Here is a 19,610-nt window from a genome sequence, read left to right on the forward strand (position 1 = left end):
GTCAGAGCGGCCTGGCTGCGCTGAGCAGATCCAGCAACCGGTTTTCGGAATCGTCGAGATAGCTGGCCATGGCCTCGCCGGCCGCCTGGCGCTGTCCGGCGCCGAGCAGGTCGTGGATCTGGCGGTCACGGGCTGTCCAGGGCCGCTGGAAGTGTTCCTCGTCGGGCGCGAGGGAAAACAGCAGGCGCATCTGGGCGGCGACGGTGGCGAAGAATTCATCGAACAGCGGGCTGCGCAGCAGGCCGACGATGTGCTGATGGAAATGCAGGCCGTGGGTACCGAGGGCGCGCCAGTCTTCCCGCGACTGCGCCAGCTCGGCGGCCTCCAGGGCATCCAGCATCCGATCGGACTGGTATTCGCGCAGCGGGCGGCTGGTGAGGATGGCCTGCAGTTCCAGGGTGCGGCGCACGGTGAAGAGGTCACGCACCTCGGCCAGGCCCAGGCGCCGCACCATCACCCCCTTGTGGCGCACATAGGTGGCCAGGCCCTCGCGATCCAGCTGGTGCAGGGCTTCGCGGATGGTGTTGCGCGAGGCGTTGTAAGCCTTGACCAGTTCACTCTCGACCAGCGCCGTGCCGGGCAGCAGGCGACCGCCGATGATGTCTTCACGCATTTCCAGCAGCAGCTGAGCCCCCAGGGGCAACTCGCCGGCGTCTTTACCACTCATGAATCTTCACGCCCGATTGTTCAACAATGTGTTGAAAACCGTTTAGCACGGTGCGTGCCAGAATCTAGCGTGAAAGAATCAAGAAGTTCGTCGCTACCCAGGTGGCGATGGCTAGATACGACCAGGTAGCGGATTCTGCAGGACTAGCGATTCGCGCCCTGAGCCGCTTCTAGTCGCTGCATGCGCGCACGGTCGGCGTCGAAGGCAGCGCTGGTGCTGCTGCGCAGCTCGTCGAAGCGCTGCAGATCGGCCTGCAGACGCACCTGATCGGCCGCCGCGGCGTCGAGGCGGGCCTGCAGATCGGCCGGGAGCGCCTGGCCGTTGCGTTGCTGTACCGCGGCCTGCTCCATGAGTTGGCTCTGCAACTGGCGCGTGGCCTCCAGGTTGGCCTTCTTGATCTGCAGCAGGCCGTCCAGCTCGGCCAGCTTGCGCGCCTTGGCGCGGTCGACGTCCTCGACATTGCTGTAGAGCCTGCGCAGCTGGCCATCGACCAGGGCCTGCTGGCGCTCGCGTTCACGGCGGTCGAGTTCGGCGGCGGGCAGTGCCGGGGCGACCTTGCGGATCACCCGGCCCTGCTCGTTGAGCACGTCGTAGCCCTTGCCGGCGTATTCCGGCGGCACGCCTTGGCGGTCGATGACCAGGGTGCCGTTGCGGTCCAGATAGCGATACAGCTCGGCCGCCTGGCCGGCCAGCGGCAGGGCGATGAGCAACAGACTGGCAGCGGCGCGACGTACGACCATGACCGTCTCTCCTGGGCTGACGACTAGATACCGTATTGAGCGCGATAGTCCTGGACGGCGGGCAGGTGACGCTTGAGCTCGGCGTCCTCGGCCAGGTATTCGAGCACCTGGTCCAGGGCGACGATGCTGAGCACCGGGATGCCATAGTCACGCTCGACTTCCTGGATGGCCGACAACTCGCCGCGGCCGCGCTCCTGGCGATTCAGGGCGATGAGCACCCCGGCCGCGCTGGCGCCCTGGCCGTCGATGATCTGCATGACCTCGCGGATGGCGGTGCCGGCGGTGATGACGTCATCGATGATCAGCGCCCGACCGGTCAGGGGCGCGCCCACCAGCAGGCCGCCCTCGCCGTGGTCCTTGGCTTCCTTGCGGTTGAAGCACCAGGGCACATCGCGGCCGTGGTGCTCGACCAGGGCCACCGCCGTGGCCGCGGCCAGGGGGATGCCCTTGTAGGCCGGGCCGAAGAGGACATCGAAGGGCAGGTTGGCCTGCACCAGCGCATCGGCGTAGCAACGGCCGAGCTGGGCCAGCGCCGCGCCGCTGTGGAACAGGCCGGCGTTGAAGAAATAGGGGCTGATGCGTCCCGATTTCAGGGTGAATTCACCAAAGCGCAGAACTCCGCGCTCGATGGCGAAACGAATGAAATTACGCTGATACGCCTGCATATAAGTCCTTGCGCGGCTTGTATTTAGCTAAACCGGTTTAGCTCGGGTATCATACATCCACGATTTTTTGGGGGCCATTTATGCGGATCATCAGCTTGAACGTCAATGGTATTCAGGACGCTGTGGAGCGGGGCCTGTTGCCCTGGCTTAAGGCGCAGAATGCCGACGTGATCTGCTTGCAGGATACGCGCGCCTCTTCTTACGACATGGACGATCCGGCCTATGCGCTGGAAGGTTACATCCTCTATGCCTGCGACGCCGAAGTGCCGTCCCAGGGCGGGGTTGCACTCTATACCCGGGTCCAGCCGAAGGCGGTGATCAGCGGCCTGGGCTTCGAGTCCTGCGATCGCTTCGGTCGCTACCTGCAGGCGGACTTCGACAAGGTCAGCATCGCCAGCCTGCTGCTGCCCTCGGGCAAGCGCGGTGACGAAGACCTGAACATGAAATTCAAGTTCATGGACGACTTTACCCATTACCTGAACAAGCAGCGCCGTAAGCGTCGCGAGTACATCTATTGTGGCTCGCTGTATGTGGCGCACCAGAAGCAGGACGTGAAGAACTGGCGTGACTGCCAGCAGATCCCGGGCTTCCTGGCCCCTGAGCGGGCCTGGATGGACGAGGTGATCGGCAACATGGGCTATGTGGATGCCCTGCGCGAAGTGAGTCGCGAAGGCGACCAGTTCAGCTGGTGGCCGGACAGCGACCAGGCCGAGCACCTGAACCTGGGCTGGCGCTTCGACTACAACATCCTTACCCCGGGTCTGCGCCGCTTCGTGCGGTCGGCGCGCCTGCCGCGGCAACCGCGCTTTTCCGAGCACGCGCCGCTGATCGTCGACTACGACTGGACCCTGAGCATCTGATCCACGCGGTGCCCGGAAACGAAAAAACCAGCCCAGTGGCTGGTTTTTTGTTGGGCGGCTATTTCACCAGGATCACCGGCAAGGGCACCTGGTGCACCACGCGATGGGCCACCGAGCCGAGCAGCAGGCCGCTGAGCGACCCCAGCCCGCGGGTGCCCATGACCACGGTGTCCACCTCCAGGCGCCGGGCCGTCTCGCCGATGGTCTCGGCGATGCTGCCGAAACCGACATGGGTCTGAGCCTCGATACCGGCTTCGAGCAGGGCCGGGCGCGCCCGCACCAGAATGTCTTCGGCCTTGTCCTGCAGGCTGCCGCGCCATTCGCGCAGGATGCGGTCGTCGAAGGGCGCGCCGTAGATCTCCGGCTCGTTCTGGACATTGAGCAGGTGCAGCTCCAGCGACAGCCCAGCCTTCACCAGGTCGAGGATGTAGCGCAGGGCGTTGTCGGCGCTGGGGGAACCGTCGTAGGCGACCAGGACATTGTGCATGGGGCATCTCCACGAGAGGGGTATGCCTTCATGCTAGACCCTGGTCGTCAGGGACGCTTGATCCCGATCAAGCCAGCGCCCTCAATGCCCCACCCAGTTACGCGCGCCCTTGGGAATCACCTCGGATTCGTCCAGCTTGCTGGCGAACATGCTCACGGCCTCCACGGCGTCGCTGGCACCATCGCGGATCTGCACGATCACCGCGCCGGCCTGGTCCGCCAGCTCGACACCCTTGGCCGCCCGACCCTGGGTGCTTTCCATGCTGGCGACCGCCTGCTGGGTTTCGCTGAGGATTCGGCCGATCATCTCGGCGATTTCCGCCGTGGCGCTGCTGGTGCGCCCCGCCAGCTGGCGAACCTCGTCGGCGACCACGGCGAAGCCACGACCCTGGTCACCGGCGCGGGCGGCCTCGATGGCGGCGTTGAGCGCCAGCAGGTTGGTCTGGTCGGCGATGCCGCGGATGGTGTTGACGATGGCGGTGATCTGCTCCGAGCGCTGGCCCAGCTGGCCGATCACCTCGGCGGATTGACTGACGTTCTGTGCGATCTCACGCATCTCGCCGGCCGCCGCCTGGATGATCTGGGTGCCGTGCTCGGCGACCTTCTCGGTCTCGGCGGAGATGTGATAGGCCCGCGAGGCGCTGCGGCCGTCGCTTTCGTGCTTCTCCACCCGCTCGCTGATGTCGCTGGCGTACTTGACCACCTTGTATAGCCGACCGGTGGCGTCGTACACCGGGTTGTAGCTCGCCTCCAGCCAGACCACCCGGCCGTGCTTGCCCAGCCGCTTGAACTGGCCGCGAAAGAACTCGCCGGCATTGAGGCGGCGCCAGAAGTCGGCGTATTCACTGCTATTGACCAGGGCCGGCTCGCAGAACAGGCGATGCTGCTGGCCCTGGATCTCCTTGAGGCTGTAGCCCAGGGTGGCCAGGAAATTGTCGTTGGCCGTGAGGATGCGCCCGTCCAGGTCGAATTCGATGCGCGCCAGGGCGCGGTCCAAGGCCTTGAGGTTGCTCTGGGCTTCGCTGTCGCGCTCGACCTGGGCGGTGACGTCGAGGGCGTACTTCACCACCTTGGCGATCTTGCCGCTGCTGTCGGGTACCGGGTTGTAGCTGGCTTCCAGCCAGAGGGTACGGCCCTGGGCGTCCAGGCGCTGGAAGGTGCCGGAGACGAAGTCACCGCGTTTCAGGCGCGCCCAGAAATCGCCATAGTCGCGACCCTGGACTACGGCGGCCGGGCAGAGTCGGCGGTGCTGCTGGCCGACCAGGGCGTCGGCGCGATAGCCGGTCAGCCGGAGAAAGTTATCGTTGGCGCGCAGGATGGTGCCGTCGAGATCGAACTCGATCACCGCCATGGAACGCTCCAGTGCCTGGGTCAGGCCCTGGTTGGCGTTCGCCTCGGCTTCCAGCCGAGCGATGGTCTTCTTTAGATGCGCATTGAACATGGCAGAACTCGCTGGCTGGGATAAAGACGTAGCCAGCCTATCGGCTCCAAGCGAGCCGACTTGAAAGGACCCGGCGAGCGGTGGAACACGGCGTCTGGACGGCTGTCGCAAACGCGCCGGCCCGGGGCGTAAACAGGCATCTTGGGGTCTGGGGCCGGGCCTACCATCGCGGCCAAGGGGGTGGTTTTCACCGCCACAGACTTTAGGAGCGCCGCGATGTTCAGCAAGCAGGACCAAATCCAGGGCTACGATGATGCGTTGTTCGCCGCCATGGGCGAGGAAGCGCGGCGCCAGGAGCATCACCTGGAACTGATCGCGTCCGAAAACTACACCAGCCAGCGCGTCATGGAAGCCCAGGGCAGCGTGCTGACCAACAAGTACGCCGAAGGCTATCCGGGCAAGCGCTACTACGGTGGCTGCGAGCACGTCGACAAGGTCGAGCAGCTGGCCATCGAGCGCGCCAAGCAGCTGTTCGGCGCCGACTACGCCAACGTCCAGCCGCACTCCGGCTCCCAGGCCAACTCGGCCGTCTACCTGGCGCTGCTGCAACCCGGCGACACCATCCTCGGCATGAGCCTGGCCCATGGCGGTCACCTGACCCACGGCGCCAAGGTCAGCTCCTCCGGCAAGCTCTACAACGCGGTGCAGTACGGCATCAACACCGACACCGGGCTGATCGACTATGACGAGATCCAGCGTCTGGCCGAAGAGCACAAGCCCAAGATGATCGTGGCGGGCTTCTCCGCCTATTCCAAGACCCTGGACTTCCAGCGCTTCCGCGACATCGCCGACAGCGTGGGTGCCCTGCTGTTTGTCGACATGGCCCACGTGGCCGGTCTGGTCGCTGCCGGTGTCTATCCGAACCCGGTGCCCTTCGCCGACGTGGTGACCACCACCACCCACAAGACCCTGCGCGGCCCCCGTGGCGGCCTGATCCTGTGCAAGGCCAACGCCGACATCGAGAAGAAACTCAACGCCGCGGTGTTCCCGGGCGCCCAGGGCGGTCCGCTGATGCACGTCATCGCCGGCAAGGCCGTGTGCTTTAAGGAAGCCCTGGAGCCCGGCTTCAAGACCTACCAGCAGCAGGTGATCAGGAACGCCCAGGCCATGGCTGGCGTGTTCAAGGCCCGCGGCTTCGACGTGGTCTCCGGTGGCACCGACAACCACCTGTTCCTGGTCAGCCTGATCAAGCAGGGCATCACCGGCAAGGACGCGGACGCCGCCCTGGGTCGCGCCTGCATCACCGTGAACAAGAACGCCGTACCCAACGATCCCCAGTCGCCCTTCGTGACCTCGGGTCTGCGCATCGGTACCCCGGCCCTGACCACCCGTGGCCTGGGCGTCAGCGAAAGCGAACGCGTCGCCGGCTGGATCTGCGACATCCTCGACCACCTCGGCGATGCCGATGTGGAAGCCCAGGTGGCGCGCCAGGTGGCCGCGCTGTGCCGCGACTACCCGGTTTACCGATAGTCGCCGCGCGCCTGACGCAACCCCTATCCAACCCCTTTTCCCCTCGCGGAAAGGGGCGTCGTCTGCAGGAGTCTCCAGATGCAACGCTATTCCGGCTTCGGCCTCTTCAAGCACTCCCTGAGCCATCACGAGAACTGGCAGCGGATGTGGCGTACCCCGACGCCCAAGCCGGTCTACGACGTGATCATCGTCGGCGGTGGCGGTCACGGTCTGGCCACTGCCTACTACCTCGCCAAGCAATTCGGCGTGAAGAACGTCGCGGTGATCGAGAAAGGCTGGCTGGGCGGCGGCAACACCGCACGCAACACCACCATCGTCCGCTCCAACTACCTGTGGGACGAGTCGGCGCACCTCTATGAGCACGCCATGAAGCTGTGGGAAGGCCTGTCCCAGGACCTCAACTACAACGTCATGTTCTCCCAGCGCGGCGTCTACAACCTCTGCCACACCCTGCAGGACATGCGCGATTCCGAGCGCCGGGTCAGCGCCAACCGCCTCAACGGTGTGGACGGCGAGCTGCTCGACACCCGCCAGGTGGCCGAGGAGATTCCCTACCTGGATTGCAGCAAGAACACCCGCTATCCGATCTTCGGCGCCACCGTGCAGCGCCGCGGTGGTGTGGCCCGTCACGACGCCGTGGCCTGGGGCTTCGCCCGCGCCGCCGACGCCCTGGGCGTGGACCTGATCCAGCAGACCGAAGTCACCGGCTTCCGCAAGCAGGACGGCAAGGTGATCGGCGTGGAAACCAATCGCGGCTTCATCGGCGCCCGGCGCGTCGGCGTGGTCACCGCGGGCAACTCCGGGCACATGGCCAAGCTCGCGGGCTTCCGCCTGCCGCTGGAATCCCACCCGCTGCAGGCGCTGGTCTCCGAACCGATCAAGCCCATCATCGACAGCGTCATCATGTCCAACGCGGTGCACGGCTACATCAGCCAGTCCGACAAGGGCGACCTGGTGATCGGCGCCGGTATCGACAGCTGGGTCGGCTACGGCCAGCGCGGCTCCTACCCGGTGATCGAGCACACCCTGCAGGCCATCGTCGAGATGTTCCCGATCCTCTCGCGGGTACGCATGAACCGCCAGTGGGGCGGCATCGTCGACACCTCGCCCGACGCCTGCCCGATCATTTCCAAGACCCCGGTGGAAAACCTGTTCTTCAACTGCGGTTGGGGTACCGGCGGCTTCAAGGCCACTCCCGGCTCGGGCAACGTCTTCGCGGCGTCCCTGGCCTCCGGCGAGATGCATCCGCTGGCCAAGCCCTTCTCCATCGACCGTTTCCACACCGGCGCGCTGATCGACGAACACGGCGCAGCGGCCGTCGCCCACTAAGGAGCCCGAGCATGTTGTACATCCACTGCCCCCACTGTGGGGAATTGCGCTCCGAAGAAGAATTCCACGCCGCTGGCGAGGCGCACATCCCGCGTCCGCTGGATCCCGAGGCCTGCAGCGACGCGGAGTGGGGCGATTACATGTTCTTCCGCGACAATCCACGCGGTCTGCGTCACGAGCTGTGGGTCCACGCGTCGGGTTGCCGCCAGTACTTCAACGCGACCCGTAACACCGAGACCTACGAAATTCTCGAAACCTATCCGATCGGCGAGCAGCCCCGCTTCACCGCCGAGCGAGGAGAGCGCACATGAGCCAGGTCCATCGACTCACCCAGGGCGGTCGCCTGGACCGCAGCCAGGCCATCACCTTCACCTTCAACGGTCAGACCTACCAGGGCTTCAAGGGTGACACCCTGGCCTCGGCGCTGCTGGCCAACGGCGTGGACGTGATCGGGCGCAGCTTCAAGTACTCCCGCCCCCGCGGCATCGTCGCCGCCGGTGCCGAAGAGCCCAACGCCATCATGCAGATCGGCGCCACCGAGGCCACCCAGGTGCCCAACGTGCGGGCCACCCAGCAGGCGCTGTACCAGGGTCTGGTCGCCGCCAGCACCAATGGCTGGCCGAGCGTCAACAACGACCTCATGGGCATCCTCGGCAAGGTCGGCGGCAAGATGATGCCGCCCGGGTTCTACTACAAGACCTTCATGTATCCGCAGAATCTGTGGATGACCTACGAGAAGTACATCCGCAAGGCCGCTGGCCTCGGCCGGGCGCCGACCCAGGTCGATCCCGACACCTATGACAACTTCAACCAGCACTGCGACGTGCTGGTGGTGGGCGGTGGCGCTGCCGGTCTGGCGGCGGCCCTGGCCGCCGGTCGCAGCGGTGCCCGGGTGATCCTGGCCGACGAGCAGGAAGAATTCGGTGGCAGCCTGCTGGACAGCCGCGAGCGTCTCGACGGCGCCCCGGCCGCCGACTGGGCGGCCAAGGCGGTGGCCGAGCTGCAGGGCCTGGACAACGTGGTGCTGCTGCCGCGCGCCACGGTCAACGGCTACCACGACCACAACTTCCTCACCATTCACGAGCGGCTGACCGATCACCTGGGTGATCGCGCGCCCCATGGCCAGGTGCGTCAGCGCCTGCACCGTGTCCGCGCCACCCGCGTGGTACTGGCCACCGGCGCCCACGAGCGGCCGCTGGTGTACGGCAACAACGACCTGCCGGGCAACATGGTGGCCGGCGCCGTCTCCACCTACATCCGTCGCTATGCCGTGGCCCCGGGCCAGCGGCTGGTGCTGTCCACCAACAACGATTACGCCTACCGCGTGGCGCTGGACTGGCTCGAAGCCGGTCGCCAGGTGGTGGCCGTGGCCGATGCGCGGCCCAATCCGCGCGGTGCCTGGGTCGAGGAAGTGCGCAAGCGTGGCGTGCGGGTCATGGGCGGGACCGCCGTGAGCGAAGCCCGTGGCAACACCCGGGTGACCGGCGCCAAGATCGCCACCATCGACCTGACCGCCTTCCGCACCCTGGGTGGCGGCGAGTGGCTCGATTGCGACCTCATCGCCACCTCCGGCGGCTACAGCCCGGTGGTCCACCTGGCCTCGCACCTGGGCGGTCGTCCGCAGTGGCGTGAAGACATCCAGGCCTTCGTGCCCGGTCCGGCGCCGCAGAAGCGGGTCTGCGCCGGCGGCGTGAACGGCGTATTCGCCCTGGGCGACGTCCTCGCCGATGGTTTCGAGGCTGGCGCCACCGCGGCGGCCGAAGCCGGTGCCAAGGTGGTCAGCGGTGAACTGCCCCAGGCCGAATTCCGCCAGGAAGAGCCGAGTCTGGCGCTGTTCCAGGTGCCCCACGACAAGCCGTCGTCGCGGGCGCCCAAGCAATTCGTCGACCTGCAGAACGACGTGACCGCCGCCGGCATCGAGCTGGCCTGCCGCGAGGGCTTCGAGTCCATCGAGCACGTCAAGCGCTACACCGCCATGGGCTTCGGCACCGACCAGGGCAAGCTGGGCAACATCAACGGCCTGGCCATCGCTGCCCGCGTGCAGAGCAAGGCCATCCCTGAAGTCGGCACCACCATGTTCCGTCCGAACTATACGCCCATCACCTTCGGCGCCATCGCCGGACGGCATTGCGGCCACCTGTTCGAGCCCAAGCGCTACACCGCACTGCACGCCTGGCACCTCAAGCAGGGCGCCCTGTTCGAGGACGTCGGCCAGTGGAAGCGCCCCTGGTACTTCCCCAAGGCGGGCGAGGACCTGCATGCCGCGGTCAACCGCGAGTGCCTGGCCGTGCGCCGTAGCGTCGGCCTGCTCGACGCCTCCACCCTGGGCAAGATCGACATCCAGGGCAAGGATGCGCGCGAGTTCCTCAATCGCGTCTACACCAACGCCTGGACCAAACTGGACATCGGCAAGGCCCGTTACGGCCTGATGTGCAAGGAAGACGGCATGGTCTTCGACGACGGCGTCACCGCCTGTCTCGCCGACAACCACTTCCTGATGACCACCACCACCGGCGGCGCGGCGCGCGTCTTCGAATGGCTGGAGCTCTACCACCAGACCGAATGGCCGGAGCTGGAGGTGTACTTCACCTCGGTCACCGACCATTGGGCGACCCTGACCCTGTCCGGTCCCAACAGCCGCAAGCTGCTGGCCAAGCTGACCGACATCGATCTGGACAACGCCGCCTTCCCCTTCATGGCCTGGAAGGAAGGCCAGGTGGGCGGGGTGCCGGCGCGGGTGTTCCGCATCTCCTTTACCGGCGAGCTCTCCTACGAGATCAACGTGCCGGCCAACTACGCCATGGGCGTGTTGGAGCAGGTGGTCGCCGCGGGCAAGGAGTTCGACCTGACCCCCTATGGCACCGAGACCATGCACGTGCTGCGGGCGGAGAAGGGCTTCATCATCATCGGTCAGGATACCGATGGTTCGGTCACGCCCCAGGACCTAGGCATGGGCTGGGCGGTGAGCCTGAACAAGAGCTTCTCCTTCATCGGCAAGCGCGGCATGCATCGCGTGGACTGCGTCCGCGAGAATCGCAAGCAACTGGTCGGCCTCAAGCCTCTGGATGCCCGCGACGTCCTGCCGGAAGGCGCGCAACTGGTGTTCGAGCGCAACCAGCCGATCCCCATGGACATGGTCGGTCACGTGACCTCCAGCTACCACAGCGCGACCCTGGGCTACGGCTTCGCCATGGCGATGGTCAAGGGTGGGCTGGGCCGCATGGGCCAGACCGTCTACGCCCCGCTGGCCGATGGCCGCTACATCGCTGCCGAGATCGTCTCGCCGGTGTTCTACGACCCCAAGGGTGAGCGGCAGAACGTCGCCTAACGAGGATAGCGCCCCATGAACAACATCAATGTCTACGACCAATACTCCGCCACGGCGCGCGCCGAATCCCCGCTGTTCCACGCCGAGCTGAACAAGCTCGCCGGCCGCGGCCCGGCCACCGCCGGGGTGACCCTGCGCGAGCGGGCCCTGCTGGGGCACCTGGTCATCCGTGGCGACGCCCATGACGAAGGCTTCACCGGAGCCGTGCAGAGCGTGGTCGGCCTGGAAGTGCCCGGTCCCCTGGCGATCACCCAGAAGGGCGAGAGCTCGCTGCAGTGGCTCGGCCCGGACGAGTGGCTGCTGGTAGTGCCCGGTGGCAGCGAGTTCGCCACCGAGCAGGCCCTGCGCCAGGCGCTGGGCGAGCGCCATGTCGCCATCGTCAACGTCGGCGGTGGCCAGACCCTGGTCGAGCTCAAGGGCCCCAAGGTGCGCGAAGTGCTGATGAAGTCCACCTCCTACGACGTCCATCCGAGCAACTTCCCGGTGGGCAAGGCGGTGGGGACGGTGTTCGCCAAGTCCCAGCTGATGATCCGCCACACGGCGGAAGACACCTGGGAGCTGGTGGTGCGCCGCAGCTTCGCCGACTACGTCTGGCTGTGGCTGCAGGACGCGAGCGCCGAGTACGGACTGCGCATCGAGGCCTGACCGATCGCTGCGTTCAGTCGCTCTATCGAACCCGACCTGTGTTGTGCGCAGGTCGGGTTTTGTGATTCTGGCTTCATCTCCATGCAAAGGAATTCATCATGAGCCGCACGCCCGATACCTGGATCCTCACCGCCCAGAGCCCGAGTCGCCTCGGCACCGTGGACGTGGTCACGCGCTACCTGTTCGAGCAGGGCTGCTATGTCACCCAGCACCACAGCTTCGATGATCGCGAGGCCCAGCGCTTCTTCATCCGGGTGGAATTCCAGGTGCCCGGCGATTTCAACGAAGGCCTGTTCCGCGTCGGCCTCGACCTGCGCTTCACCCCCTTCGACATGACCTTCGAGCTGACCCCGCCAGGCTATAGAGCCAAGGTCGCCATCATGGTCTCCAAGGCCGACCACTGCCTCAACGACCTGCTCTATCGCCAGCGCATCGGCCAATTGCCCATGGACGTGGTGGCGGTGATCTCCAACCACCCGGACCTGGAGCCCCTGGCGGCCTGGCACGGCATTCCCTATCACCATTTCCCCCTGGATCCTCAGGACAAGCCGGCCCAGGAGGCCAAGGTTTGGCAGGTGCTGCAGGAGACTGGCGCCGAGTTGGTGATCCTCGCCCGCTACATGCAGGTGCTGTCGCCGGAACTCTGCCGCCGCCTCGACGGCTGGGCGATCAACATCCACCACTCCCTGCTGCCCGGCTTCAAGGGCGCGCGACCCTATCACCAGGCCTATGCCAAGGGCGTCAAACTGGTGGGCGCCACCGCGCACTACATCAACAACGACCTGGACGAAGGCCCCATCATCGCTCAGGGCGTCGAGCCGGTGGACCATGCCCACTACGCCGAGGACCTGGTCGCCAAGGGCCGCGACATCGAGTGCCTGACCCTGGCCCGGGCGGTGGGTTATCACCTGGAACGCCGCGTCTTCCTCAACGCCGGGCGGACGGTGGTGCTCTAACCCTTCTCGCTACCCATCCCGGCGGGCTGCGAGATCGCCAAGGCGTTCGCAGCCCGCCTGTCCTGCGCCACCTCGATCATTTTTCTATCGGTACGGCGGTACCCATCAGGCGCTGCCCGGAGACGTGCGCGCGTCCTTTGGCCGTGCTAGGCGAAGAGGGTCAGGCTGGGCGACGGCCAGGGATAGAGGTGTAGCTCGGGATGAGCAGAGGTGTCGGGTAAGCGCGCCGTGGATGGTGCTGCCGGCGGTGGAGCAGGAGGGCGGTGCGCACCCGCCTCCGTAGGGGAGAGGCGGGTGGCGGGGCAGGCGGTCAGCCGGCCTGGGACAGGGTCGAGCGGACCGCAGGCGGGGCGACGTCTTCGCCGGCCTTTTCCAGATTCTTGCCCAGCAGGGCGTGGTAGAGCTCCTTGTCACCGAGGATGCCCACGGCGCGGCCTTCGGTCTCCAGCACCAGCTTGTGCCCGGTGTGGTAGCGGATCTCCAGGGCATCGCGCATACGGATGTCGGCCGGTGCCAGGGTCGGTTGGCGCTGCAGGCTGGTGACCGGCATACCCGGGGTCCAGCGTTGCAGGGCCAGGCTTTCGCCGCCACGGCGCAGGGCCTTGACCGTCTGGTTTTCCAGGGCCAGCCAGATGTCGTGGCTGCGCTCCAGGCAGATCTCGTTGCCTTCACGACCGCACTTGTCCAGGCCACGCATCAGGCTATAGCCGCTGAGCACGTTGAGCGGATTGGTGTGGGCGACGAAGGTGCGCACGTATTCGTCCGCCGGATTGAGCACTATGTCTTCGGGGCGGCCGTGCTGGATGATGCGGCCGTCCTTCATGATGGCGATGTTGGTGCCGATCTTGAGGGCTTCGTCGAGGTCATGGCTGACGAAGACGATGGTCTTGTTGACCTTGGCCTGGAGCTGCAGCAATTCGTCCTGCAGTTGCTGGCGGATCAGCGGGTCGAGGGCGGAGAAGGGCTCGTCCATCAGCAGGATGTCGGCGTCCATGGCCAGGGCCCGAGCCAGGCCGACGCGCTGCTGCATGCCGCCAGAGAGGGAGTCGGGCTTCTTGTTGCGCCACTGGGTCAGGCCCACCAGCTCCAGCTTCTCGTCGACCAGCTTCTTGCGCTCGGCGGCCGAGCGGCCCTGCATCTCCAGGCCGAAGCCGACGTTCTCGGCCACGGTCAGCCAGGGCATCAGGGCGAACTTCTGGAACACCATGGCGATGCGGGTGGTGCGCATGTCCTTGAGCACGGCGGGCGAGCAGTTGGCGATGTCCACCTCGGCGCCCTGATGCTCGATCAGCAGCTTGCCGCGACTTACGGTGTTGAGGCCATTGATGCAGCGCAGCAGGCTGGACTTGCCCGAGCCGGACAGGCCCATCAGCACGCAGATCTCGCCTTTCTGGACCTCCAGGCAGGCGTCCTCGACGCCCAGTACCTGGCCAGTCTCCTGGAGGATCTCGCTGCGACCCTTGCCCTGGTCGAGCAGCTCCAGGGCGCGCTTGTTCTGCTTGCCGAAGATGACGTCGACGTGTTCGAAACGTATGGCGGTCATGACTTATTTAACCTCGCGTGGGGCGGGTTGCTTGCACACCCGGTCGAGCAGGATGGCGATCAGGACGATGGACAGGCCGGCTTCGAAGCCCAGGGCGATGTCCGCGGTGTTGAGGGCGTTCACCACCGGCTTGCCGAGGCCATCGGCGCCCACCAGGGCGGCGATCACCACCATGGACAGCGACAGCATGATGCACTGGGTGATGCCGGCGCCGATGCTGGGCATGGCGTGGGGCAGCTCGATGCGGGTCAGCAGCTGCCAGCGCGAGCAGCCGAAGGCCTTGCCGGCGTCCATCAGCTCGGCGGGAACGTCCTGGATGCCCAGGCAGGTCAGGCGGATCGGCGCGGCCACGGCGAAGACCACCGTGGAGATCAGCCCGGGCACCACGCCCAGGCCGAACAGGGTCAGGGTCGGAATCAGATAGACGAAGGTGGGGACCGTCTGCATCAGGTCCAGGACCGGGCGCAGGCCGGTGTAGAACCAGGGTTTGTGCGCGGCGATGATACCCAGCGGCACGCCGATGGCGATGCACACCAGGGTGGCGAAGACCACCTGGGCCAGGGTTTCCATGGTTTCCTGCCAGTACCCCAGGTTGAGGATCAGCAGCAGGGAGATGAGGGCGAAGATCACCAGGCCGATGCTGCGTTGCAGCAGATAGATCCCTACCGCGACCAGGGCAATGAAGGCCAGCGGGTGGAACCACATCAGTCCGGCGGTGAGGCCGTGGATGAGGCCGGACAGCACATCGGAGATCTTGTCGAAGACGCTGGCGCCATGCAGCGTCAGCCAGTCGATGAAATCGGCGATCTGCTGGCCGAGAGGGAGCTTGTGGTCGGTGATTAACATAACGGTGCCCGTCAGGTAGGAGTGGACAGGTCGAAGCACGAGAACCGCTGATTCGTGCTTCGGCTGTGGCAGTACCCGCCCGAACTGGCGCGGGACAGTCGAATGTTAGTGTTCGATCAGGGGGCCAGGGCGGTCTTCGCCGCCTCCAGCGCAGGCTTGCCATCGCGGGTGGTCACGCCGGCCAGCCACTGGTCGAGCACCTGCGGATGCGCCTTGAGCCAGGCCTTGGCGGCGGCGCTCGCGGCTTGTTTTTCGTTGAGCACCTTGTCCATCAGCTGGTTTTCCATGTCCAGGGTAAAGGACAGGTTGGTCAGCAGCTTGCCCACGTTGGGGCATTCCTGGACGTAGCCCTTGCGCACGTTGGTGTAGATGGTGGCGCCGCCGTAGTTGGGGCCGAAGACGTCGTCGCCGCCCTGGAGATAGGCCATCTTGAAGCGGGTGTTCATCGGGTGGGGTTCCCAGCCGAGGAAGACCACCCACTGCTGGCGCCGCTCGGCGCGCTGGATCTGCGACAGCATCCCGGCCTCGCTGGATTCCACCAGCTTGAACTTACCCAGGTCGAAGGTGTTCTTGTCGATCATGCCCTGGATCAGGCGATTGCCGTCGTTGCCCGGCTCGATGCCGTAGATCTTGCCGTCGAACTTGTCGGCGTTCTTGGCGATGTCGGCGAAGCTCTTGATCCCGGCGTCATAGACATACTGGGGGACCGCCAGGGTGTACTTGGCACCTTCCAGGTTGGCGCGCACGGTCTCGACGCTGCCGTTGTCGGCATAGGGCTTGATGTCAGCCGCCATGCTCGGCATCCAGTTGCCGAGGAAGACGTCGATGTCCTTGTTCTGCAAGGATTTGTAGGTGACCGGTACGGAGATCATGTTGGTCGTGGTCTGGTAGCCGAGGGCGTGCAGCACCTCGCTGGTCACGGCCGTGGTCACGGTGATGTCGGTCCAGCCGACGTCAGCAAAGCGCACCTTGGCACAGGAAGCCGGTTCGGCTGCCTGAACAGCGAGTGGCGCCAGCAGAGCGGCACTCAAGAGCCAACGGGAACAACCTTTCATGGACACATCTCCTTGCGTTTGGCGGGGTACCTTTCGGTGCGCCCCACGTGTATTTATCTGTAACCCATCCCCCCAGGCTCGCCTACCGCCTGCGTCGCTACCAGTGTACGCGGCGTCGCAACCAGAAGCGGAAATGTCGTATCCAGCACGAGCCCCGGGACAGGTCCGCGCCCAGGGCGGCGTGGCCGCGCGAGGCGGCGGCGCGAGCGCACATGCCCCTTGCGGCGAGCCGCTGCCCAGAGGGGTTGATAGCCATCGCACAGGCCCGTGATTCAGTTGGCCAGGCTGGCCTTCACCGCGACGTTGCCCGGCGCACCGCCGCGGGTGGCGACGCCCTTGAGCCAGGCGTCGAGGCGTTCGGGATTGCGCTTGAGCCAGTTGCGCACGGCGCGGCGCGGATTGTCCTTTTCGTTGAGCACCCGATCCATCAGCTGGTTCTCCATGTCCAGGGAAAACTCCAGGTTGCCCAGCAGCCGGGCCACGTTGGGGCACTGCTGGGCATAGCCCTTGCGCACCACCGTGTAGACCGTCGCCCCACCCTGATTGGGTCCGAAGTAGTCGTCGCCGCCGTCCAGGTAGGCCAGCTTGTGCCGGACGTTCATCGGATGCGGTTCCCAGCCGAGAAAGACGATCCACTGGCGGTCCAGCAGCTCCTTCATCCGCACCTGGGTCAGCATGCCCTGCTCGCTGGATTCGTCGAGCCTGAAGTCGCCCAGGCCGAAGGCGTTGCTGGCGATCATCTTCTTGACCAGGGCATTGCCGTCGTTGCCGGGCTCGATGCCGTAGATAGTGCGGTCGAAACGCTCGGCGAAGCGGGCGATGTCGGCGAAGTTCTTGACCCCAGCCTCGTAGACATACTGGGGCACCGCCAGGGTGTAGCGAGCGCCCTCCAGATTGGCGTGCAGGCGTTCGACCGCTCCTGCGTCGACCATGGGCTGGCTGAGCTTGGCCTGCGCCGGCATCCAGTTGCCGAGGAAGACATCGGCCTCGCCTGCGGCTAGGGCGTCGTAGGTCTGCGGCAGGGACAGGCGCAGCACCTCGGTCTCGTAACCGAGGGCGCTGAGCAGATAGCGGGTCATGGCGTTGGTGATATTGAGATCCGACCAGCCGACATCGGCCAGGCGCACCTGCTGGCAACTTTCGGCCTCGCCCGCCTGCACGGTCGAGCTCAGCAACAGACCGGACAACCACAGCGCTTGGGAGATTTTCATCCTGAACTCCAGGGAATCGCGAAGGGAAGGACCCTGGCCACTGCACGTACCGGTCCGTCTGGCCCTGGTATTGGTGGCTTTTCGCCACGAGTGGCCAGAAGGGCGACCAACGGTCGTTGGCCTGAACTACAACCGTGCCAACTGAGTCGCCATGCCACATTTTGGCGCGCATCGGTTACGTCCTGGTGTTACCGATGGGATACCTCTGGCGAAGTGCTATCTCCCAGAGGTCGGTCTCAGACCCGAAAGGTCGCAATTAAAAACCCTATCTAATCAACGCCATTGACCGCTGCTTAATGGATTATTCGCCCCAGACAGCCTGCCTGCAGCGGGGTTCACCCATTTTCGGCATGGGAATTGCGACATGACTTATGCGTCCGCGACACATCTTTCGCCCAACGTTGTCCGCCGCATCTCATTAGAGCCCAGCAAAGGGCCCCAGCCTGCGTGAAGGAGATTCAAACCATGTCGCCCATTCCCACCTCGTCACAGGCCCGTGCGATCCAGTCCATCGGCTTTCTGCTGCTGGACAACTTCACACTTATCTCCCTGGCGTCGGTGGTGGAGCCGCTGCGCATGGCCAACCAGCTGTCGGGACGCGAACTCTATCGCTGGTGCACCCTGAGTCTGGACGGCCGTCCGGTGCGGGCGAGCGACGGCTTGCAGATCACTCCGGACAGTGCCGTCAGCGCCGCCCCGGCAATGGACATGGTGATCGTCTGCGGCGGCGTGGGCATCCAGCGCAGCGTGTCGCGCGAGCATTGCACCTGGCTGCAGAGCCAGGCGCGCCAGGGCCGCAAGCTGGGCGCGGTCTGTACTGGCAGCTGGGCCCTGGCCCGTGCCGGTCTGCTCGACGGCTACGACTGCAGCGTGCACTGGGAAACTCTAGCGGCATTGCAGGAAGCCTATCCGCGCGTGGTGCTCAGCACCCGTCTGTTCACCATCGACCGCAACCGCTGCACCGCCTCGGGCGGTACCGCGCCGATGGATATGATGCTGCACCTGATCGGTCGCGAGCATGGTCGCGAGCTGTCGGCGGCGATCTCGGAGATGTTCATCTACGAGCGCATCCGCAACGAGCAGGATCACCAGCGCGTGCCTCTCAAGCACATGCTGGGTACCAACCAGCCCAAGCTGCAGGAGATCGTGGCGCTGATGGAGGCCAATCTCGAAGAGCCCATCGACCTCGACGAGCTGGCGGTCTATGTGGATGTGTCCCGTCGCCAGCTGGAGCGCCTGTTCCAGAAGTACCTGCACTGCTCGCCGTCGCGCTACTACCTCAAGCTGCGGTTGATCCGCGCCCGGCAGCTGCTCAAGCAGACCACCCTGTCGATCATCGAGGTGGCCTCGGTGTGCGGCTTCGTCTCCACCCCGCACTTCTCCAAGTGCTACCGCGAATACTTCGGCATCCCGCCGCGCGACGAGCGCCAGGGTCCGACCATCCAGCAGCCCATCGCCCTGATGCCGCTGTCCCAGGAGCTGTCGCTGATGCCGGCCTCGTCCGCGCTGGCGGCCCTGAGTCAGGCCCAGGGCGAATCCACCTTCGCCAGCGTGCGGCTGTAGGTCGCCTCGGCCGGCCTAGCGACCGCTGGGCAGGCTGAGCAGCAATGCCGCCGTCTGCAGATCCGGCTGGCCGTCGAAACGGCCGGGCCGGTACTTCATCTGGAAGGCACCGATGACATCGCGGGTACCCTGGTCGAGCACGCCGGTGCGGGGTACCGCGTAACCGATTCGTGCCAGCTGATCCTGGAACCAGGCCGGCGGCGGCAGCACGCCGCCCAGGCTGGCCTGGCGCTGGGCGACCACGTTCTGATTCGGCCAGTTGATCAGCCCCGCCGCGGCCAGGCGCGCCCAGGGAAACAGCGGACCCGGATCCTGCTTGCGTCCCGGGGCGATGTCGCTGTGTCCGACGATGGCGCGGCGATCCAGGCCGTGGCGTTGTTCGATGTCCTTGAGCAGCGGAATCAGCGCCTGGATCTGGGCTTCGCTGAAGGGATACCACTGGCGTCCGGCCGGGGTGTCGCGAAAGCCCAGGTTGACCATCTCGATGCCGATGGAGGTGGAATTGAGCCAGGTACGGCCTTCCCATTCGCTGACGCCGGCATGCCAGGCGCGACGATTCTCATCCACCAGGCGGTAGATGGTGCCGTCAGTGTCGATCAGGTAGTGGGCGCTGACGCCGGCCTGGGTCAGCAGCTTGAGCGACTGCTTGGAATCGGCCGCGGTGTAGTGCAGGACGATGTACTGCACCCGGCTGTCCTGATCGCGGGCGGTGTAGTCGTCATTGATGCGCGGACCGCTGGAGCAGCCGGCCAGGAGCAGGCCGCAGAGCAGCCAGGGGAGGAACTTGAAGGGATTTCGCACGATT

At 65.7% G+C, this 19,610-nt stretch carries 18 protein-coding genes and 1 pseudogene; 8 read left to right on the top strand and 11 right to left on the bottom strand.

The window, feature by feature from the left end; translation table 11 throughout:
- Nucleotide 1: 1 nt before the first annotated feature.
- The 3 genes from AX284_RS07805 to pyrE all read right to left on the bottom strand — a co-directional run bounded on the left by AX284_RS07805 (nucleotide 2) and on the right by pyrE (nucleotide 2,072).
- On the bottom strand, nucleotides 2–667 hold the full coding sequence (locus tag AX284_RS07805; RefSeq protein ID WP_017639225.1) for a GntR family transcriptional regulator: 666 nt from the start codon (nucleotides 665–667) through the stop codon (nucleotides 2–4).
- Nucleotides 668–810: 143 nt separating this feature from the next.
- On the bottom strand, nucleotides 811–1,407 hold the full coding sequence (locus AX284_RS07810) for a DUF4124 domain-containing protein (RefSeq protein WP_068384510.1): 597 nt from the start codon (nucleotides 1,405–1,407) through the stop codon (nucleotides 811–813).
- A 23-nt stretch (nucleotides 1,408–1,430) separates the two neighbouring features.
- Nucleotides 1,431–2,072, bottom strand: coding sequence for an orotate phosphoribosyltransferase (gene pyrE / locus AX284_RS07815; RefSeq protein WP_017639227.1), 642 nt, complete (start codon nucleotides 2,070–2,072; stop codon nucleotides 1,431–1,433).
- 80 nt (nucleotides 2,073–2,152) lie between these two features.
- Here pyrE and AX284_RS07820 point away from each other — a divergent pair, with 80 nt between their 5' ends.
- Entirely contained in the window at nucleotides 2,153–2,932 is a 780-nt protein-coding gene (locus AX284_RS07820) for an exodeoxyribonuclease III (RefSeq protein WP_007160046.1), read from the top strand.
- A gap of 58 nt (nucleotides 2,933–2,990) precedes the next feature.
- On the opposite strand, the gene AX284_RS07825 is transcribed toward AX284_RS07820, so the two are convergent.
- The 3 genes and pseudogenes from AX284_RS07825 to AX284_RS12325 all read right to left on the bottom strand — a co-directional run.
- Nucleotides 2,991–3,419 carry a universal stress protein gene (locus tag AX284_RS07825; protein WP_017639228.1) on the bottom strand — a complete coding sequence of 143 codons (429 nt, stop codon included), beginning with the start codon at nucleotides 3,417–3,419 and terminating at the stop codon, nucleotides 2,991–2,993.
- An 81-nt stretch (nucleotides 3,420–3,500) separates the two neighbouring features.
- The gene (locus AX284_RS12320) at nucleotides 3,501–4,088 is read right to left on the bottom strand and encodes a methyl-accepting chemotaxis protein (protein ID WP_371099767.1); all 588 of its coding nucleotides are present in this window, start codon (nucleotides 4,086–4,088) and stop codon (nucleotides 3,501–3,503) included.
- Nucleotides 4,089–5,159 (bottom strand): annotated as a pseudogene (locus tag AX284_RS12325) (PAS domain-containing protein); the annotation flags it as partial. It abuts the gene before it with no gap.
- Between AX284_RS12325 and glyA the strand changes: the two are divergent.
- The 6 genes from glyA (at nucleotide 5,076) to purU (ending at nucleotide 12,587) form a co-directional block, all read left to right on the top strand.
- Nucleotides 5,076–6,329 carry a serine hydroxymethyltransferase gene (gene glyA / locus AX284_RS07835; protein WP_007160043.1) on the top strand — a complete coding sequence of 418 codons (1,254 nt, stop codon included), beginning with the start codon at nucleotides 5,076–5,078 and terminating at the stop codon, nucleotides 6,327–6,329. The pseudogene AX284_RS12325 and the gene glyA sit on opposite strands and share 84 nt — an antisense overlap.
- A gap of 78 nt (nucleotides 6,330–6,407) precedes the next feature.
- Complete coding sequence (locus AX284_RS07840) at nucleotides 6,408–7,658, top strand: sarcosine oxidase subunit beta (protein ID WP_064307693.1); 1,251 nt, start codon at nucleotides 6,408–6,410, stop codon at nucleotides 7,656–7,658.
- A gap of 11 nt (nucleotides 7,659–7,669) precedes the next feature.
- A complete protein-coding gene (locus tag AX284_RS07845; protein ID WP_017639232.1) occupies nucleotides 7,670–7,969 on the top strand; it encodes a sarcosine oxidase subunit delta in 300 nt (99 codons plus the stop codon).
- Nucleotides 7,966–10,986, top strand: a complete 3,021-nt coding sequence (locus tag AX284_RS07850; protein ID WP_068384512.1) for a sarcosine oxidase subunit alpha — start codon at nucleotides 7,966–7,968, stop codon at nucleotides 10,984–10,986. Before AX284_RS07845 ends, AX284_RS07850 begins: the two co-directional genes overlap by 4 nt.
- 15 nt (nucleotides 10,987–11,001) lie before the next feature.
- On the top strand, nucleotides 11,002–11,631 hold the full coding sequence (locus AX284_RS07855; protein WP_007160039.1) for a sarcosine oxidase subunit gamma: 630 nt from the start codon (nucleotides 11,002–11,004) through the stop codon (nucleotides 11,629–11,631).
- A gap of 98 nt (nucleotides 11,632–11,729) precedes the next feature.
- Entirely contained in the window at nucleotides 11,730–12,587 is an 858-nt protein-coding gene (gene purU / locus AX284_RS07860) for a formyltetrahydrofolate deformylase (protein WP_064307694.1), read from the top strand.
- Between the two features lie 310 nt (nucleotides 12,588–12,897).
- Here the strand turns inward: purU and choV are convergent, their stop codons facing one another.
- The 4 genes from choV to choX form a co-directional block, all read right to left on the bottom strand.
- The gene (gene choV / locus AX284_RS07865) at nucleotides 12,898–14,130 is read right to left on the bottom strand and encodes a choline ABC transporter ATP-binding protein (RefSeq protein WP_017639236.1); all 1,233 of its coding nucleotides are present in this window, start codon (nucleotides 14,128–14,130) and stop codon (nucleotides 12,898–12,900) included.
- A 3-nt stretch (nucleotides 14,131–14,133) separates the two neighbouring features.
- The gene (gene choW, locus AX284_RS07870; protein ID WP_064307695.1) at nucleotides 14,134–14,976 is read right to left on the bottom strand and encodes a choline ABC transporter permease subunit; all 843 of its coding nucleotides are present in this window, start codon (nucleotides 14,974–14,976) and stop codon (nucleotides 14,134–14,136) included.
- A gap of 116 nt (nucleotides 14,977–15,092) precedes the next feature.
- Entirely contained in the window at nucleotides 15,093–16,031 is a 939-nt protein-coding gene (locus AX284_RS07875) for a choline ABC transporter substrate-binding protein (protein ID WP_068384514.1), read from the bottom strand.
- A gap of 272 nt (nucleotides 16,032–16,303) precedes the next feature.
- Nucleotides 16,304–17,242 (bottom strand): choline ABC transporter substrate-binding protein, encoded by a 939-nt coding sequence (choX, locus tag AX284_RS07880; RefSeq protein ID WP_017639239.1) that lies wholly within the window; start codon nucleotides 17,240–17,242, stop codon nucleotides 16,304–16,306.
- Between the two features lie 465 nt (nucleotides 17,243–17,707).
- On the opposite strand from choX, the gene AX284_RS07885 reads away from it, so the two are divergent.
- Entirely contained in the window at nucleotides 17,708–18,805 is a 1,098-nt protein-coding gene (locus AX284_RS07885) for a GlxA family transcriptional regulator (RefSeq protein WP_017639240.1), read from the top strand.
- A gap of 15 nt (nucleotides 18,806–18,820) precedes the next feature.
- On the opposite strand, the gene AX284_RS07890 is transcribed toward AX284_RS07885, so the two are convergent.
- Nucleotides 18,821–19,606 carry an N-acetylmuramoyl-L-alanine amidase gene (locus AX284_RS07890; RefSeq protein ID WP_064307697.1) on the bottom strand — a complete coding sequence of 262 codons (786 nt, stop codon included), beginning with the start codon at nucleotides 19,604–19,606 and terminating at the stop codon, nucleotides 18,821–18,823.
- Between the last annotated feature and the right edge of the window lie 4 nt (nucleotides 19,607–19,610).

This window comes from Pseudomonas sp. HUK17 (genome assembly GCF_001566765.1).

Excerpts from the sequence above, each read along its gene's own strand:
- AX284_RS07805 (WP_017639225.1), bottom strand. The coding sequence starts at position 667 with ATGAGTGGTAAAGACGCCGGCGAGTTGCCCCTGGGGGCTCAGCTGCTG.
- AX284_RS07810 (WP_068384510.1), bottom strand. The coding sequence starts at position 1,407 with ATGGTCGTACGTCGCGCCGCTGCCAGTCTGTTGCTCATCGCCCTGCCG.
- pyrE (WP_017639227.1), bottom strand. The coding sequence starts at position 2,072 with ATGCAGGCGTATCAGCGTAATTTCATTCGTTTCGCCATCGAGCGCGGA.
- AX284_RS07820 (WP_007160046.1), top strand. The coding sequence starts at position 2,153 with ATGCGGATCATCAGCTTGAACGTCAATGGTATTCAGGACGCTGTGGAG.
- AX284_RS07825 (WP_017639228.1), bottom strand. The coding sequence starts at position 3,419 with ATGCACAATGTCCTGGTCGCCTACGACGGTTCCCCCAGCGCCGACAAC.
- glyA (WP_007160043.1), top strand. The coding sequence starts at position 5,076 with ATGTTCAGCAAGCAGGACCAAATCCAGGGCTACGATGATGCGTTGTTC.
- AX284_RS07840 (WP_064307693.1), top strand. The coding sequence starts at position 6,408 with ATGCAACGCTATTCCGGCTTCGGCCTCTTCAAGCACTCCCTGAGCCAT.
- AX284_RS07845 (WP_017639232.1), top strand. The coding sequence starts at position 7,670 with ATGTTGTACATCCACTGCCCCCACTGTGGGGAATTGCGCTCCGAAGAA.
- AX284_RS07850 (WP_068384512.1), top strand. The coding sequence starts at position 7,966 with ATGAGCCAGGTCCATCGACTCACCCAGGGCGGTCGCCTGGACCGCAGC.
- AX284_RS07855 (WP_007160039.1), top strand. The coding sequence starts at position 11,002 with ATGAACAACATCAATGTCTACGACCAATACTCCGCCACGGCGCGCGCC.
- purU (WP_064307694.1), top strand. The coding sequence starts at position 11,730 with ATGAGCCGCACGCCCGATACCTGGATCCTCACCGCCCAGAGCCCGAGT.
- choV (WP_017639236.1), bottom strand. The coding sequence starts at position 14,130 with ATGACCGCCATACGTTTCGAACACGTCGACGTCATCTTCGGCAAGCAG.
- choW (WP_064307695.1), bottom strand. The coding sequence starts at position 14,976 with ATGTTAATCACCGACCACAAGCTCCCTCTCGGCCAGCAGATCGCCGAT.
- AX284_RS07875 (WP_068384514.1), bottom strand. The coding sequence starts at position 16,031 with ATGAAAGGTTGTTCCCGTTGGCTCTTGAGTGCCGCTCTGCTGGCGCCA.
- choX (WP_017639239.1), bottom strand. The coding sequence starts at position 17,242 with ATGAAAATCTCCCAAGCGCTGTGGTTGTCCGGTCTGTTGCTGAGCTCG.
- AX284_RS07885 (WP_017639240.1), top strand. The coding sequence starts at position 17,708 with ATGTCGCCCATTCCCACCTCGTCACAGGCCCGTGCGATCCAGTCCATC.